Here is a 14,290-nt window from a genome sequence, read left to right as displayed (position 1 = left end):
CGGGCGCCGTCGCGCTGCTCGCCGACCACGTGCCGCCGCTGGGCCTGCGCGTCGGCGGTCCGGCCGTCGCCCACGCCGCCCGGCTGCTCTTCGACCTGGTCGTCACCAGCGTGCCGCTGCCGAGCCCCGGCCTGAGCCTGGGCGGCTGCCCGCTCGCGGAGGTCTACCCCTTCGCCCCGCTCGCCCGCGGCCAGGCGCTCGCCGTCGCCGTGTCGACGTACCGCGGGCACGTGCACTACGGCCTCGTCGCCGACGCGGCCGCGGTACCCGACCTGGACCTGCTCGCGGCGTGCGTACGGGCCGAACTCACGGGGCTCGTGGCCGCCTGCGCGGACCGGACGGGTTTGATGCGGGGCGCCTCCGCTACGTAAAGTTCCACTTTTGGAGTATCCGTGGCCGATCCGAGGCGAGCCGCGGCACGAGTGCGATGAGGAACGACAGCGGCGATGACGGTCACAGACGAGAGCCAGCAGGAAGGCGCCGACGCCGTCACCAGTGACGTGACGTACGGCCCCGGCATCGACCCCGAGCGTCTCGCCGTCTGCCTCGGCGTGCTCGAGGAGCTCGACAAGCTGGAGGTGGACCACCCGGACGCGATCACCGTGCGCCGGGCCACCGCCGGGATCTACCGCACCGTGAAGCAGCGCCGCCGCCAGGAGCGCCGGGCCGCGAAGACCGCCCACGACAAGGCCGTCACCGAGGCCACGGCCACCGGCTCCGCGCAGCGCATCGACGACGAGACCGAGGGCATCCTGCCCTCCTCGGCCACCGACGAGGGGAAGATCGCGGGGATACTCCAGCGCCCGCGCTCCTGCTACACCTGCAAGACGCGGTACGTGGAGGTCGACTACTTCTACCACCAGCTCTGTCCGGACTGCGCCCGCCTGAACCGCGGCAAGCGTGACGCCCGCGCCGACCTGCGCGGCAAGCGCGCGCTGCTCACCGGCGGCCGCGCCAAGATCGGCATGTACATCGCGCTGCGGCTCCTCCGGGACGGCGCCCACACCACGATCACCACGCGGTTCCCCAAGGACGCCATCCGCCGCTTCAAGGCCATGGAGGACTCGGCGGACTGGATCCACCGCCTGGAGGTCGTCGGCATCGACCTGCGCGACCCGGCCCAGGCCGTGGCCCTGGCCGAGCAGGTCGCCGAGCAGGGCCCCCTGGACATCCTGATCAACAACGCCACGCAGACCGTGCGCCGCCTGCCGTCCGCCTACGCCGCCCTCGCCGAGGGCGAGAGCGCCCCGCTGCCCGCCGGCGAGCTGCCCCCGCACCACGTCATCGGCGCCTTCAACTCCGGCGCCGTCGACGGCCTGACCGCGCTGCCCGCCGGTGTCGCGGGCCTGGACGCGCAGAAGGTCGCCGACCTCGCTCTGGTCGCCGGGAACGCCAGCGTGGCCCGGCACCTCGACGGCACCGCCATCGACGCGGGCGGCCTGGTCCCGGACGTCGTGGACAGCAACACGTGGGTGCAGTCCATCGAGCAGATCTCCCCCGTGGAGCTCCTCGAGACCCAGCTCTGCAACTACACCGCGCCGTTCATCCTCATCAGCAAGCTGCGCGCCGTGATGGCCGAGGCCGCGCGCAAGGCCCCGAGCAAGCGGTCGTACGTCGTCAACGTCTCGGCCATGGAAGGCGTCTTCGGCCGCGGCTACAAGGGGGCAGGGCACCCCAACACCAACGCGGCCAAGGCCGCGATGAACATGGTGACCCGGACCAGCGCGCAGGAGATGTTCCAGACCGACGGCATCCTCATGACCTCCGTCGACACCGGCTGGATCACCGACGAGCGCCCGCACTACGACAAGCTGCGCCTGGCCGAGGAGGGCTTCCACGCCCCGCTCGACCTGGTCGACGGCGCGGCCCGCGTCTACGACCCGGTCGTGCGCGGCGAGGCGGGCGAGGACCTGTACGGCGTCTTCCTGAAGGACTACGCGCCCGGCAAGTGGTGACGCGGCTCCGGTGAACCGCGCGCCCGGCGGGCGGTGAGGCGTCCTCGCAGGGCCGCGCGCCCGGCGGGCGGTGACGCGTCCTCGCAGGGCCGCGCGCCCGGCGGGCGGTGACGCGTCTCCGAAGGATTACGCGCCGGGCAATTGGTGACTCGGCAGGTGCGTCCCGGCCGGGCATCACGGGGCGTCCGCCCGCGTCGGCGAGCGGTCCGACGTACGGGCATCTCCAGCGCATGGACATGTCCGGAATTCACCCCTTGTTCCGGCCCTATCGAGCGAGCATCCGCTCATTTGGTTAGGCTGGTGCGAACGGACGGCCGGGGGGCACCCACCACCGCCTCACGCCGCCCAGGGACAGGCTCGCCACCACGGCCGCGATCCCGCCCGGAACCGGCGCCACCGCGACCGCGAAGACAGCGAAGGCAGCAAGGCATCGTTTGTCCGCTACGCGACTTTAAGGAGTGCGCGGTGACACCAGATCTGACGCAGCAGGAGAAGCGGCAGGCCGATTCCGTGGGGGAGCGGGCGGCGCGCCCGCAGCAGCTCCGCGGCCTGGACGCCTGGGCCATGGCGGCCCCGATCCGCCTGGCCGGCTACGAGGACGACCTCGCCGAGCCGCACATCCTGCAGGGCATCGACTGACCTGGCCGAGCCCCCGACGCACGACCCGCCCGCCCCGCACCGTCTCCGTACGGTCGCGGGGCGGGTGTTTCGCGTCGCGACGCGGCCCCGTCGCCCGCCGCACGCCCGTCCCCCTCACTCTCCTGGGCGTCGGCCGACCACATCCCCAAACTAATTTTGCAAAAACTCTTTTGGAGTATGCGGGCGTCGGCCTACCCTCCCCGTATGGCTGACGAACAGAGCCCGGAAGCGGCCCCGGCGGGCGGGGGCCACGGTGACACCGCGTCGCGCCGTCGCGTTCTCGACCCGGAACGGGACGCCGCCGCCCTCAAGGCCCTCACCCACCCCCTGCGCATCAAGCTGCTCGGCATGCTGCGCGCGGACGGCCCGGCCACGGCCAGCGAACTCGCGGCCCGTACCGGCGAGTCGTCCGCCTCCACCAGCTACCACCTGCGGGTCCTGGCGAAGTACCGGTTCGTCACCGAGGCCGAGCACCGCGACGGCCGCGAGCGGCGCTGGCGGTCGGTGCACGCCGTCACCGGCTGGGACAACGCGGACATGGACTCCTCCCCGGCGGGCCGCGCCTTCATGAGCCGCATGGCCCGGCGCCAGATCGAGCACCTGAGCGAGGCGCTGGCCCGGCACGAGCGGGACCTGGAGTCCGGGCGCCTCGACCGCGCGTGGCGCGAGCACGCGGGGATCTCGGACCTGCTGCCCCGCCTCACGCCCGAGTCGCTGGCCGAACTGTGGCAGGTCTTCGAGGGCAAGCTCGCCGAACTCACCGCGCGCGACGCCGACGACCCACGGGCGGAACAGGTCGTGGTCCTGGCGGCGACGCTGCCGCTGGCGGGGCACCCGGCGGGGACTTTCCCGGGTGCCGGTGCCGGTGCCGGTGCCGACGCTGGTGCTGGTGCTGGTGCTGGTGCTGGTGCGGGTGCCGGTGCCGGGGCTGATGCCCGGTCCTTCGCCGAGGGCTGTGCTGCGGAGGCGGGGGCGACGGGCGGGCAGTCGTCCGGCACGGACAAGGCGGGGGCGGAGGCGACGGGCGGGCAGTCGCAGGGCCTGGACCGGGGGGCAGCCGGAGAAGGGGACGCCGTAGGGGAGCCCGGCGGTTCCGGGGAGCCCGGGAACATCACCGTCACGTGGACGACCTCGTGACCCGACGCGTCCTCGACCCCCGCGCCGCCCGCCGGCGCTACGTCCTCGCCTGCGGGCTGTTCTGGCTGCCGCTGGGCCTCGCCATCGCCCCGATGGTGCCGCTCATGACCGAGCGGGGGCTCGCCCTGACGGCCGTCGCGGGCTGCGTCGCCGCGCACGCGCTGACCGCCGCCGTGCTGGAGCTGCCGACCGGCGGGCTCTCCGACGTCCTGGGGCGGCGTACCGTGCTCGCCGCCGCGGGCGTACTCGACGCGGTGGCACTGCTGCTGCACGCGCTCGGCACCACCGCCTGGGTGCTCGCCGTCGCCATGGCCCTCAAGGGCGCGGGCCGCGCACTGTCCAGCGGTCCCGCCGAGGCCTGGTACGTCGACACCGTGCACGCGACCGCGGGGCCCGACGCCGACCTGCGCACCGGCCTGGCGCGGGGTTCCACCGCCACAGCGGTGGCGCTCGCCGTCGGTACGCTCACCGGGGGCACGCTGCCCTGGCTCCTCGGGCTCGGCCCGGACCTCGGCGGCCGGCTCGACGAGGCCACTTCGGGGCTCGTCCTGCCGTTGTCCGTCCCGGCGCTGCTGGGCGCGGTCCTGGCCGCCGCCTTCGTCGCGTACGTCCTGACGGCCCTGCCCGAGCCGCCCCGGCCGCGCGCCACCCTGCGCGGTGTCCTGCGCGGCGTGCCCGGCACGGTCGCGGCCGGGGTGCGCCTGGCCGGGCGCGACGCCCTGGTGCGCCGCGTCGTGCTCGCCGCGGGCGCGGCGGGCAGCGCCCTGGTCACCCTGGAGCTCCTCACGCCGGGCCGGGCAGCCGATGTGACGGGCGCGGCGGAGTCGGGCGCGGTGGTCTTCGCCGGGCTCGCCTGCGCCGGTTACCTGTGCTCGGCCCTCGGCAGCCAGCTCGCGCCACCCGTGGCCCGGCTCGCCGGGAGCGGGGAACGGGCCGTCCTCGTCTGCCTCGGCGCCGCCGCGGGCGGACTGCTGCTGCTCGCCGCCACGGCGGCCGCCTCGGGGGCGGCGCCGCTGCTGCTCGCCATCGGCGGCTACGTCCTGGTGTACCTCGGCCTCGGTGCCGCGGGCCCCAGCGAGAACGAGCTGCTGCACCGGCGGGTGACGAGCGAGGGTCGCGCCACGGCGCTGTCCGTCCAGTCCCTGGCGCTGCAACTGGTCGGCGCGGTCACGGGCCTGGCCGCGGGCGCCCTCCCGGCGGGCCCGGCGCGCTGGCTGCTCGGCGCCGCCGTCCTGCTCGCGGGCGCCGCACTGTGGATACGCCGCGGACCCCGGTCCGCCGGGGCCGGCGAGCCGAAGGCGCTCGTCAACGCGGCGCACTTGGCCGACCGTTGACGTTTACGCACGGGAACCGCGGCCTCACCCACGGCGTTCCTGGGGGTTGAACCGAGGGACGGCGCGAGGGAGACACGGTGCTGGGGCTGCACATGCTGGTCACGTGGGCCGGGTCGATGCACGATCGATTCGGCCCGGAGGCGCTGGGAGTGTCCGGGGCGCCGAGGGCGTCTGAAGTGTTGGGGACGCCTGAAGTGTTGGGGGCGCCTGCGCTGTCGGTGGCGCCGGGGGCGACAGGGACGCTGGAGGTGCCGGAGACGCCGGGGGTGTCGGAGGCGTCGCAGAGGCCCGGGACAACGGGGGCGCCAGGGGGCTGGGGGAAACCGGCGACATCGCGGCCGCCGCAGGCGCCGAGGGCGGCCGAGGCGCGGGCCGCCGCCCCGGCCACGCCCGATGACCGGGCCACGGGGGCGGCGGCGATCCCGCCGCGAGCGGCCGATCCGACAGCGGCGGGGGAGGCCACACACCGGGCGGCCCTCGACTGTGCAATGACCCAAGCGGCGGCGGAGGCCGGTCGGTTCGCGGCGGTCGACGGCACAGGTGGAGCCGCTTCAAGGGCGGCAGCCCACCCGGTGTCAGCGGCCGACTCGGGTCCGGCGGCGGATCCGGCGTCAGCGGGCGGCCCGGGGAAGGCAAGCGATTCGGGAAGGACAGTCGGTCCGGGGAGGGCGGGTGGTCCGGGGGAGGTGGGCGGTCCGGTGGCGGCGAGCGGGTCGGTTTCAGCGGGCGGTCCGGTGGCGGCGGGCGGTCCGGTGTCAGCAGGCGGCCCGGTGGCGGCGGGCGGGCCGGTGTCAGCAGGAGGCCCGGTGACGGCCTGTCACCCGGCAGACGCCGAGCCCGCAGCCGCGGCCATGGGCATCGATCGCGCCGCGGTCGGACGGCGGTTGCGGGCCTGGGTCGCCGGGCCGACGCCGGGTCGGCGCGACACCGTGGTGGCGAGGTCGGCCGGAGCGGCGGCGGCCCTGCTGGCGGACGTGGTCGCGTACGGATCCACCTGTCACGACCCGTGGGCGGTACACGAGGAGGCCGAACTCCTAGCGGACGCACTCGAAACCGTCGCCGCCCTCGCCGCGGGCGACGATCCGTACGGCGGCGACACGCGGGACGTCGGGCGGACGCTGTCCGCGCAGACGCACCTGCTGCGCGGCATCGCCGCTGATGCCGCCGGGCAACGGCAGGAGGCCCACCGGCACTTCACACGCGTCGCGCGCCCGGCCACCGCCCGCCTCGACGGCGTCGCCCACGCGCTCGGCACCATGGGAGCCGCCCTGACGGACGAGGCGGTACACCTCACGCGGAAGGCAGCTCACCGCACGCCCCGCACGAACGAAGCGGCTCCCCATAGGCCTTCCACGGGAGAGGCAACCGCCCCCGCCGAGTCCCCCGCCGCAGTCCCGCTCCCGGCCCTGGATGCGCTCGGCCCCCTCGAAGGGCTGTGCGGCCGTGCCCTCCCAGGCCTCCGGGCGGCAGTCACCGTGCGGTGCGCGGCGTACGCGGCGGTGCGCGCGGCGTTGCAGAGCCGGAACGGGCGGCGCAGGACCCTGACGCGCTGGCTGGAGCAGTGGGGGAGCGGCGCCGAGGTCGAGCTGTGGATCGCATGGAACCATCCGTTCCACCTCGGGTCGGGGACGCACGCGCGAGACGGCGAGGCGCTGCCGGCGTGGGCGGCCCTGGGCGACCAGGTGTTCGCGGCCTACCCACGGGCCGCCCGCTTCCGCTGGACGCTCGCGCGCCGACTGCACACCGAGGGCGCGACGGCCCGGGAGATCAACGTCCTCACCGCCATCCTGGCCGACGACCCCGGTGACGGGCGGGCGGTCACGGCCCTCGCCTACGCGTACGCCATGGCAGGCCGGTCCGACAAGGCCGTGGCACTCCTCCGCTCCCGCCTCACCACCCCGCCCGTACCCGCCGACGCCCCCTGCGTCGAACTCCTCGTACTCCTGCTCACCCACCAGGGGCACCCCGAGGCCCGAAAGTGGGACGAGGAACTGGCACGCATCAGCGGTGGCCGCCGCGCACACGTGCTGCCACCCACGCCGGGCGACGTCCTCGAGCCCGCCGCACCACTGCTTGGGTACACGCGCTCCCACGGGGGCACGCGAGCTGACGTATGCCCGATGGTCAACGGCCCGTTCGACGTACTCGACGAGCCTGACGAGCGCGAGCCCGATGCGGCAGACGTACGACGTGAACGTGGTGAACCGCGTCAACACGGCGAACGTGGTGAGGGCAGTCAACCCTGGGAAACCGGTGCTCTGCGACAGCCTGGCGGGCCTGGTGAACCGACTCAACAAGGGGGCCTCGGTGACCCGTTGCGAGGGGGTGGCTCTGGTGAACCCGGGCAACCTGGGGAATCCGGTGAGCCGCTACGACCGGGCGAAGTTGGTGAACCGAGTCAACCCGAGAGGCCCGGTGAACCGTTGCCACCCGGCGGCTCTGGTGAACCCGCGCAACCCCTGGGGTCCGGCGCACCGAATCGACCTGCTGAGCTTGGTGAACCGAGTCAACACGAGCGCCTCGGTGAGCCGCTGCGACTCGATGGCTCTGGTGAACTTGGGCAACCTGCGGAGTCCGGTGAATCGAAACGGCCTGGCGCGTCTGGTGAACCGAGTCAACACGAGGGGCCCGGTGAACCGTTGCCACCCGGCAGCCCCGGTGAACCCGCGCAACCCCCGAGGCCCGGTGAACCGAAACTACCTGCCGAACCTGGTGAACCCAGGCAACACGGCCACCCTGACCAATCCGGCGACACCGACGAATCCCGTGGGTTCAGCCCCTGTGGCGAAGCCTGTGAACCCGGTCAACCACCCACCCCCACCCCCGCCCTCAACTCCACCCCCGCCCTCACCTCCACCCCCGCCCTCACCTCCACCCCCGCCCTCACCTCCACCTCCGCCCTCACCTCCACCCCCAGCGACACCACCGCACGCATCCACGCCGCCCAAATCGCCGGAAGCCCAGACAGCCGCCGGGCATTGCTGCGGCTCGCGGAGGATGACCCCCGGTGCGCGGCCAAAGTAGCGAAGTTGCTCGGCATGCCGCTCGTGACCCGTGCCCGGCGCGAGGCGGGCGACCTCATCGGGCGCGGGGAAGACCACTTCCACCGGGGAGAGTACGCCGACGCCGCGGCCTGTTACCGCCAGGCCCTGGAGGTTGACCCGGACAGTTCGCTCGCGCTGTTCATGCTTGGTGACGTGCACTTCGTCCGCCGGGAGACGGGGCTCGCGCGGGTGCACTTCCAGGAGTCGCTCGCGGTGGAGGAGACGCCGCTGGCCTGGCGGTTCCTCGGCGACACCTTCCGCGAGACACCCGACGGCACGGAGGAGGCGCGGCGTTGCTATGAGCGTGCGCTGGCCCTCGACCCCGGTCACAGCGGCGCCCGGCGCTCCCTCGCGGCGCTGCCCCCACGCACCGCACCCCCCACCGCATCCCCAGCCGCACCCCCCGCCGCATCCCCGGCCACCACCGGAAGCGGCCCGGCCCTCGAACCACCCACCCTCAGCCCTCATCCCGCCCCCAACCCAACCCCCAACCCAACCCCCAACCCAACCCCCAACCCAACCCCCAACCCAACCCCCAACCCAACCCCCAATGCCGACCCCGACCCCGACCCCGAGCCTCAGACAGTCCAGACAGTCCAGACAGTACGGCCCGCCGCACGTGAAGCAGCGCTGCGGGAGCGGGGCCCCGTGCTGCGGGGGCTGTTCGACGCGGTGGATGACGACGCCCGTTTCGACGGCTGGCTGCGGCGGCAAGGGGCGTACCACTGGGCGGAGGCGGCCGAAGCGCTGCGGGAGATGGTGGTCCACCGGGGTGCCGGGGCGGAGGATGCCGAGCGCTCCCTGCTGCTCGCCCGGCGCGGCGTCCAGCTCGCGGAGCACCTGGACACCCAGTGGCCCACGCGTGACCCCGCCGGGACGGGCCGGGCGCGGCTGCTCGCCGACGCCCTGCGCCGGGCCGCGGACGTCCTCGAGGCGATGGGCCGCCACAGCGAGGTCTATGACCTGCTGCGCCAGGCCGAGCGGTGGACGGAGGCCGACGAGCACGAGCGGGAGCGCGCGGGCCGCGAGCCCTGGGCAGGTTCCGGTCATGTCGGCCCGCTCGACTCCTGGGCGGCGCTGTACGCGGCGCTCGGCCGCCTGGCACGCCGCTGCGGCGACGCGGCCGCGGCCGAGGACTACCAGCACAGGCTGGACGAGCTGGCCGCCGACACCCTCGCGAACGACCCCGGCCGGGCGCACTCGCTCGTCGAACTGGCCCTCGCCTGGCAGCGGTTGGGCGAGTGGGAACGGGCCCTGGGCTGGTTCCACCGGGCCCTGGCGCTCGCCGGGCGCGAGGCGACGTGCCCGCCGGAGCCGGTCGCCCTCGCCGTCGCCCACCACCACTTGGGCGTGGCGCTCGACGAGTTGTACCTGCCCCGGACGGCGTTGCGCCACCTCGCCGAGGCCCGCCGGCACGCCTGCGGCGACGCCGACCGGCTGGCCCGGAACTGGCTGGCCACCGCCTCCGTACTGCGCCGCCGACCCGACCTCGGCCACGCCGTGCCGGCGTACGAGAGGGTCCTGCGCCTGGCGGGCGTGCCCGGCGGCGGGGGCGGGCCGCGGCCCCGGGCGCCGCACGGCGGGACCACGGCCACGGTCGTCCCCGGGCGCGCCTGGCCCGCGATCCTGCCCATGGCCCGCGCGGCCTGGGAGTACGGCGAGCAGGACACGGCCACGGACGTCCTCGAACGCGGCGTCGAGACCGCCGCCCTGGTGCGCGCCGCCGAACCCGATCCCCGGCGGCGCCTGCGCCTCGACGACGACGTGGCGACGGCGTACGCGCTGCTGACCCGCTTCCACCTCCGGCGGGCGGAGAGCGCGGCCCGGGGCGAGGACGTCCGCCACCACGTCGCAGCCGCCTTCGCCGCCTCGGAGCGGCAGCGCGCCCGGCCCCAGCTCGACGCCATGAGCAGCGCGCGACTGCGCATCCCCGACGGCGTACCGCCCGCACTGCCGCGCCACGAGGCCGAACTGCTCCGGGAGCGGACGTCACTGACAGCGGCACCCGTGGTGGACCGGCGCCGCCTCCACGACATCACCGCGCGGCTGGACGCCGTGTGGCGGGAGTTCGCCGGGTACGGCCCGCTCGCCGAGGAGTACGTCGCGGTCCGCCGCGCCACCGCCATGGACCCGGCCGCGGTGGGGCGCGCACTCGCCGGACAGCGCACCGTCCTGGCCTCGTACGCGCTGCTCGACACCGGCGAGATCGCCCTGTTCACCGTCAACGGCGATACCGGTGAGACACGTGTGGCGCGGGGGGCAGGTGCAACACTCGGCGCTGACGAGGCAGGCAAGGCGGGCGACTCCGGCGGTACGCACCACGTGGACGGGTTCCCCGGCCTCGGGGGCATGCGCGTCACCCCCCTCGACGTCGACGGCACGGCGGTGCTGCGCTTCGTCGGGGCCAACCTGGGCAGCGCGGGGCGCGTCCGGGCGATGGCCGAGGCCGCGCCGGGGCGCTTCCACCGCGTCCTGGACCCACTCGTGGCGCCGCTGGCCGCCTTGTCCCGCCCGGGGGACACCGTCCTCATCTGCCCGGCCGGCGCGCTGCGCGCCGTCCCCTTCCACGCCCTGCGCCCCGACGGCACGGGCACGCTCATCGACCGCAACCCCGTCGCGTACCTGCCCACCGTGACGTCGCTGCGTACGCTCGTCCGGCGCGCGCCCGCCACCGGCGGCGGCACCGTCGTGACCGGCGACCCTGACGGGGACTCCGGCGGCCACCCGTACGGGGCCCCCGGCGGGGCCCCGCCCGGCGCGGCGGTCCTGCGCGCCGTCTGCCGTGCCCCCTCCGACCCGGCCGACCCGCTGTCCGCCGGGCTCGTCCTCGACGGCGGTGTCCTGACGGCCCGTGACATCCTGCGCCAGGACTGGCACGGCGTACGGCTGGCCGTCCTCACCGGGGGCGGGACCGGCGGCACCGGCCGTGGCGACGACACCCCCGGCCTGAGCGGGGCCCTGCTGCACGCGGGCGTACGATCCCTGGTCACGAGCCTGTGGCCCGCCCCGGAGGGCGCCGCGGCACTCCTGGGGGACTTCCAGGACCTGGCCGCCGCGGGCGAGGCCCCGGCGCGCGCCCTGCGCACGGCCGTGCTCGCGGCCCGCGCGCTCCCGGGCGGGGACCGCCTGGACACGTGGGCACCGTTCCGGCTCCTCGGCGACTGGCGCGCCCCGGGCGCACCACCAGCCCTGTGCGCCCCACCAGCCCCGCACCCACAGGCCCCGCACGCCCCACGGGCTCCGTACGCCCCACAGGCTCCGCACGCCCCACAGGCCCCGGACATGCCCGGGACCTGACCCGCGCGACCCCGCCGGGCAAACCTGCCCCGGGACGGTGTGCCCCGCCTCACCCCGACGCGCGTACCGCCCCGGTGCTCTCCCGCTCGATGAGCGAGGGCAGCGGCACCTGGACCGTCGCGGACGGGGCGTCGTCGAGGAGGCCGAGGAGTTCGCGCGCGGCCGTGCGGCCGAAGGACACCGTGTCGCGGGACAGGGCCGTCAGCCACGGGTGCACCATGCGGCACAGGGCGGAGTCCTCCCAGGCCACCACGGACACGTCGGCGGGGACGGCGAAGCCGAGGGAGGCCGCGGCGGCCACGCCGGCCACGGCCATCACGTCGTTGTCGTAGACGAGTGCCGTCGGCGGGGACGCGGAGCGCAGCACCCGGCGGGTCACGGCCGCGCCCTCCGCGTCGGAGTAGTCGGTGGTGACCGACCGCACCCCGCTCAGGCCCCGGCGCTCGGCCTCCGCGCGCAGGGTGCGGATGCGGCGCTCGGTGTGCGCGAGCCCCGGGAGACCGGCGATGTGGACGATGCGGCGGTGGCCGAGCGCGTGCAGATGGCCGACCACGGAGGCCATCGCGCCCGCGTCGTCCGCCCACACCGTCGACAGGCCGGGCCGCGGCGGCCGTTCGGGGTCGGGCACGCCGCCGGTGACCACCGCGGGCAGGCCCAGCTCCTCCAGGAGCGCGGGCCGGGGGTCGTCCGTGCGCGGGTCCACGACCAGGACGCCGTCGACCCGGTGCTCGGCCCACCACCGCCGGTAGGCCGCGCACTCCGCGTCCACGTCCTCCACCACCTGGAAGAGCAGCCCGAGCTGGCGCTCGGCCAGGACCTCCTGGACGCCGGAGATGAGCTGCAGGAAGAACGAGTCGACGCCGAGCGTGGCGGCGGGCCGGGCCACGACCAGGCCGACCGTCGCCGCGCCCTCGCCGGACAGGGCCCGCGCCGCCGTGCTGGGCCGCCAGCCGAGCTGCTCGGCGACCCGGCGCACCCGGTCGCGGGTCACCTCGGAGACGCCGGGCCGGTCGTTGAGCGCGAAGGAGACGGCGCTCTCGGAGACACCGGCGCGCCGGGCGATGTCCTTCATGGTCGGCCGGCGCGCCGGTGACCGCTTGCCTTGCACCCCGTTGCCCCTTTCCGCCTGCGGCAGGCGCGTCCGCCCGCGGCGCACGCGCGGCTCGGTGGCCGTGCGGCCCTGGTGTCGCCGCCCGGTACTAATGCGCTTGAGCCAGCACACCCTAAAGCGCATTAGCTGTTGCTGGCAAGGCTTTCAACGCACGTCGCTGACCTGCTAGTTCGACCCGACTCGGGCGTCCGGGAAGGCGAATCGTCACCAATCCATTGACTTTTCACCGGAACTCCATGCAGGGTCTGCCTCGGCGCGATTTCCCGCGGTCGCCACCGCCACCGGTGGCCCGCGCCCGCCCTCCGCCGGCCGAGCAAAGGAGCCGATCACCGTGCGTCATTCCTGGACACCCCGCAGCCCCCGCAGAGCGGTCACGGCCGCCGTGGCCGCCGCCGTGCTGCTGCCCCTGAGCGCCTGCGGCGGCGGTGACGACGGCGGCTCGACCGACGCCTCCGGCAAGGTCGAGGGCAAGATCACCTTCCAGACCTGGAACCTCAAGGCGAACTTCAAGTCCTACTTCGAGGGCGTCATCGACGACTTCGAGAAGGAGTACCCCGGGACCGAGGTCAGATGGGTCGACCAGCCCGGCGAGGGCTACGCCGACAAGATCAGCGCGGACGCCGCCGCGGGCACCCTGCCCGACGTCGTGAACGTCTCCCCGGACCTGGTGGCGCCGCTCGCCAAGGCCGGGCTCGCGCTCGACCTCGACAAGGCGGCGGCGAAGTACGAGAAGGAGTACCTGCCGGGCGCCTGGAAGAGTCACCAGGTGCCGGGCACGCGGGGCACGTACGCCTTCCCCTGGTACCTGAACACCGGCCCGCTGTTCTACAACAAGCGGCTGTTCGAGGAGGCCGGTCTCGACGCCGACAAGCCCCCGAAGACGTACGACGAACTCTTCGACGCCGGGCTGGAGATCGCGAAGAAGAGCAAGGGCGACATCGCCACCCTCGCCAACGTCCCCACCATCGAGGACTTCGGCCGCTACGGCGTCCCGCTCATGAACAAGGAAGGCACCGGCTTCACCTTCAACGACGCCAAGGGTGTCGAACTGCTCACCCGGTACAAGAAGCTGTACGACGCCAAGGCCCTGGACGCGCAGGCCCTGACGGCCACGCCGGAGTCGACCGGCAAGAAGTTCCTCACCGAGGCCGTCGCCATGAACCCGGGCAGCGCCCTGGACCTGGAGAAGTTCAAGAAGGACGCCCCCGGCCTGTACAAGAACATCGGCATCACGCCGCAGATCAGCAACACCGGCAAGGACAACATGTACGTCATGGGCGTGATGGTGAACACCCGCACCAAGCAGACGCCCGCCGCCGTCGCCTTCGCGCACTTCGTCACCGACGCGCAGCGCCAGATGTCCTTCGCCAAGAAGGTCGCGATCTTCCCCAGCACCAAGGGCTCCCTCGACGACCCCTACTTCACCAAGCCCGACGGCACCGACGAGACGCGCGTGCGGATCGCCGCCGCCAAGTCCCTGAAGACCGCGGTGAACTACACGCCCGTGCTCTTCAGCGAGCAGATGAAGGTCGAGCTGCGCAACGCCGTCGCCAAGGCGCTCCAGGGCAAGCAGAGCCCCAAGGAAGCGCTTGACAACGCTGTCAAGGCCTGTGACCGGCTGCTCCAGCAGAGCTGAACCTCTGAACCTCGACCAGGGAACGTCAGCCATGTCAGCCATGAAGAGCCCGAGCCCCGCCGCATCCCCGGTGCTGCCCGGCGGCCGGACGCCCGCCGCCGCCGGGGCGGCGCGCGCCGGCCGCCGCACGGACCGCC

General features: G+C 74.5%; 9 protein-coding genes. 7 read left to right on the top strand and 2 right to left on the bottom strand.

Annotated features, from left to right (window positions below):
- The 5 genes from IE330_RS34280 to IE330_RS34260 all read left to right on the top strand — a co-directional run.
- A partial coding sequence (locus IE330_RS34280; protein WP_190140083.1) for a WS/DGAT domain-containing protein occupies positions 1 to 371 on the top strand: 371 nt, incomplete at its 5' end.
- Between the two features lie 75 nt (positions 372 to 446).
- On the top strand, positions 447 to 1,955 hold the full coding sequence (locus IE330_RS34275) for an SDR family NAD(P)-dependent oxidoreductase (RefSeq protein ID WP_190140082.1): 1,509 nt from the start codon (positions 447 to 449) through the stop codon (positions 1,953 to 1,955).
- A 465-nt stretch (positions 1,956 to 2,420) separates the two neighbouring features.
- Positions 2,421 to 2,594: a hypothetical protein gene (locus IE330_RS34270; protein ID WP_190140081.1), complete on the top strand. Its 174-nt coding sequence runs from the start codon at positions 2,421 to 2,423 to the stop codon at positions 2,592 to 2,594.
- A gap of 204 nt (positions 2,595 to 2,798) precedes the next feature.
- Positions 2,799 to 3,731: an ArsR/SmtB family transcription factor gene (locus IE330_RS34265; RefSeq protein WP_373314801.1), complete on the top strand. Its 933-nt coding sequence runs from the start codon at positions 2,799 to 2,801 to the stop codon at positions 3,729 to 3,731.
- Positions 3,716 to 5,065, top strand: coding sequence for an MFS transporter (locus tag IE330_RS34260; RefSeq protein ID WP_190140080.1), 1,350 nt, complete (start codon positions 3,716 to 3,718; stop codon positions 5,063 to 5,065). The genes IE330_RS34265 and IE330_RS34260 overlap by 16 nt, the downstream gene beginning before the upstream one ends.
- Before the next feature lie 1,034 nt (positions 5,066 to 6,099).
- Here the strand turns inward: IE330_RS34260 and IE330_RS34255 are convergent.
- Positions 6,100 to 6,309 carry a hypothetical protein gene (locus tag IE330_RS34255; protein ID WP_190140079.1) on the bottom strand — a complete coding sequence of 70 codons (210 nt, stop codon included), beginning with the start codon at positions 6,307 to 6,309 and terminating at the stop codon, positions 6,100 to 6,102.
- A 1,794-nt stretch (positions 6,310 to 8,103) separates the two neighbouring features.
- Here IE330_RS34255 and IE330_RS39790 point away from each other — a divergent pair.
- On the top strand, positions 8,104 to 11,406 hold the full coding sequence (locus tag IE330_RS39790; RefSeq protein WP_190140078.1) for a CHAT domain-containing protein: 3,303 nt from the start codon (positions 8,104 to 8,106) through the stop codon (positions 11,404 to 11,406).
- Between the two features lie 49 nt (positions 11,407 to 11,455).
- Here IE330_RS39790 and IE330_RS34245 read toward each other — a convergent pair whose 3' ends face one another.
- Positions 11,456 to 12,478 carry a LacI family DNA-binding transcriptional regulator gene (locus IE330_RS34245; protein WP_229926123.1) on the bottom strand — a complete coding sequence of 341 codons (1,023 nt, stop codon included), beginning with the start codon at positions 12,476 to 12,478 and terminating at the stop codon, positions 11,456 to 11,458.
- Positions 12,479 to 12,848: 370 nt separating this feature from the next.
- Here IE330_RS34245 and IE330_RS34240 point away from each other — a divergent pair, with 370 nt between their 5' ends.
- The gene (locus IE330_RS34240; protein ID WP_190140076.1) at positions 12,849 to 14,153 is read left to right on the top strand and encodes an extracellular solute-binding protein; all 1,305 of its coding nucleotides are present in this window, start codon (positions 12,849 to 12,851) and stop codon (positions 14,151 to 14,153) included.
- Positions 14,154 to 14,290 lie beyond the last annotated feature (137 nt).

Origin of the sequence: Streptomyces longispororuber, assembly GCF_014656095.1 — a bacterium.
Lineage (GTDB): Bacteria > Actinomycetota > Actinomycetes > Streptomycetales > Streptomycetaceae > Streptomyces > Streptomyces longispororuber.
Note: the sequence above shows the minus strand (reverse complement) of the source record. Positions and strands in the feature narration are given on the sequence as shown.

What these genes read in the sequence shown, in the direction of transcription:
- IE330_RS34275 (WP_190140082.1), top strand. Translation starts at nt 447, where the DNA reads ATGACGGTCACAGACGAGAGCCAGCAGGAAGGCGCCGACGCCGTCACC.
- IE330_RS34265 (WP_373314801.1), top strand. Translation starts at nt 2,799, where the DNA reads ATGGCTGACGAACAGAGCCCGGAAGCGGCCCCGGCGGGCGGGGGCCAC.
- IE330_RS39790 (WP_190140078.1), top strand. Translation starts at nt 8,104, where the DNA reads ATGCCGCTCGTGACCCGTGCCCGGCGCGAGGCGGGCGACCTCATCGGG.
- IE330_RS34245 (WP_229926123.1), bottom strand. Translation starts at nt 12,478, where the DNA reads ATGAAGGACATCGCCCGGCGCGCCGGTGTCTCCGAGAGCGCCGTCTCC.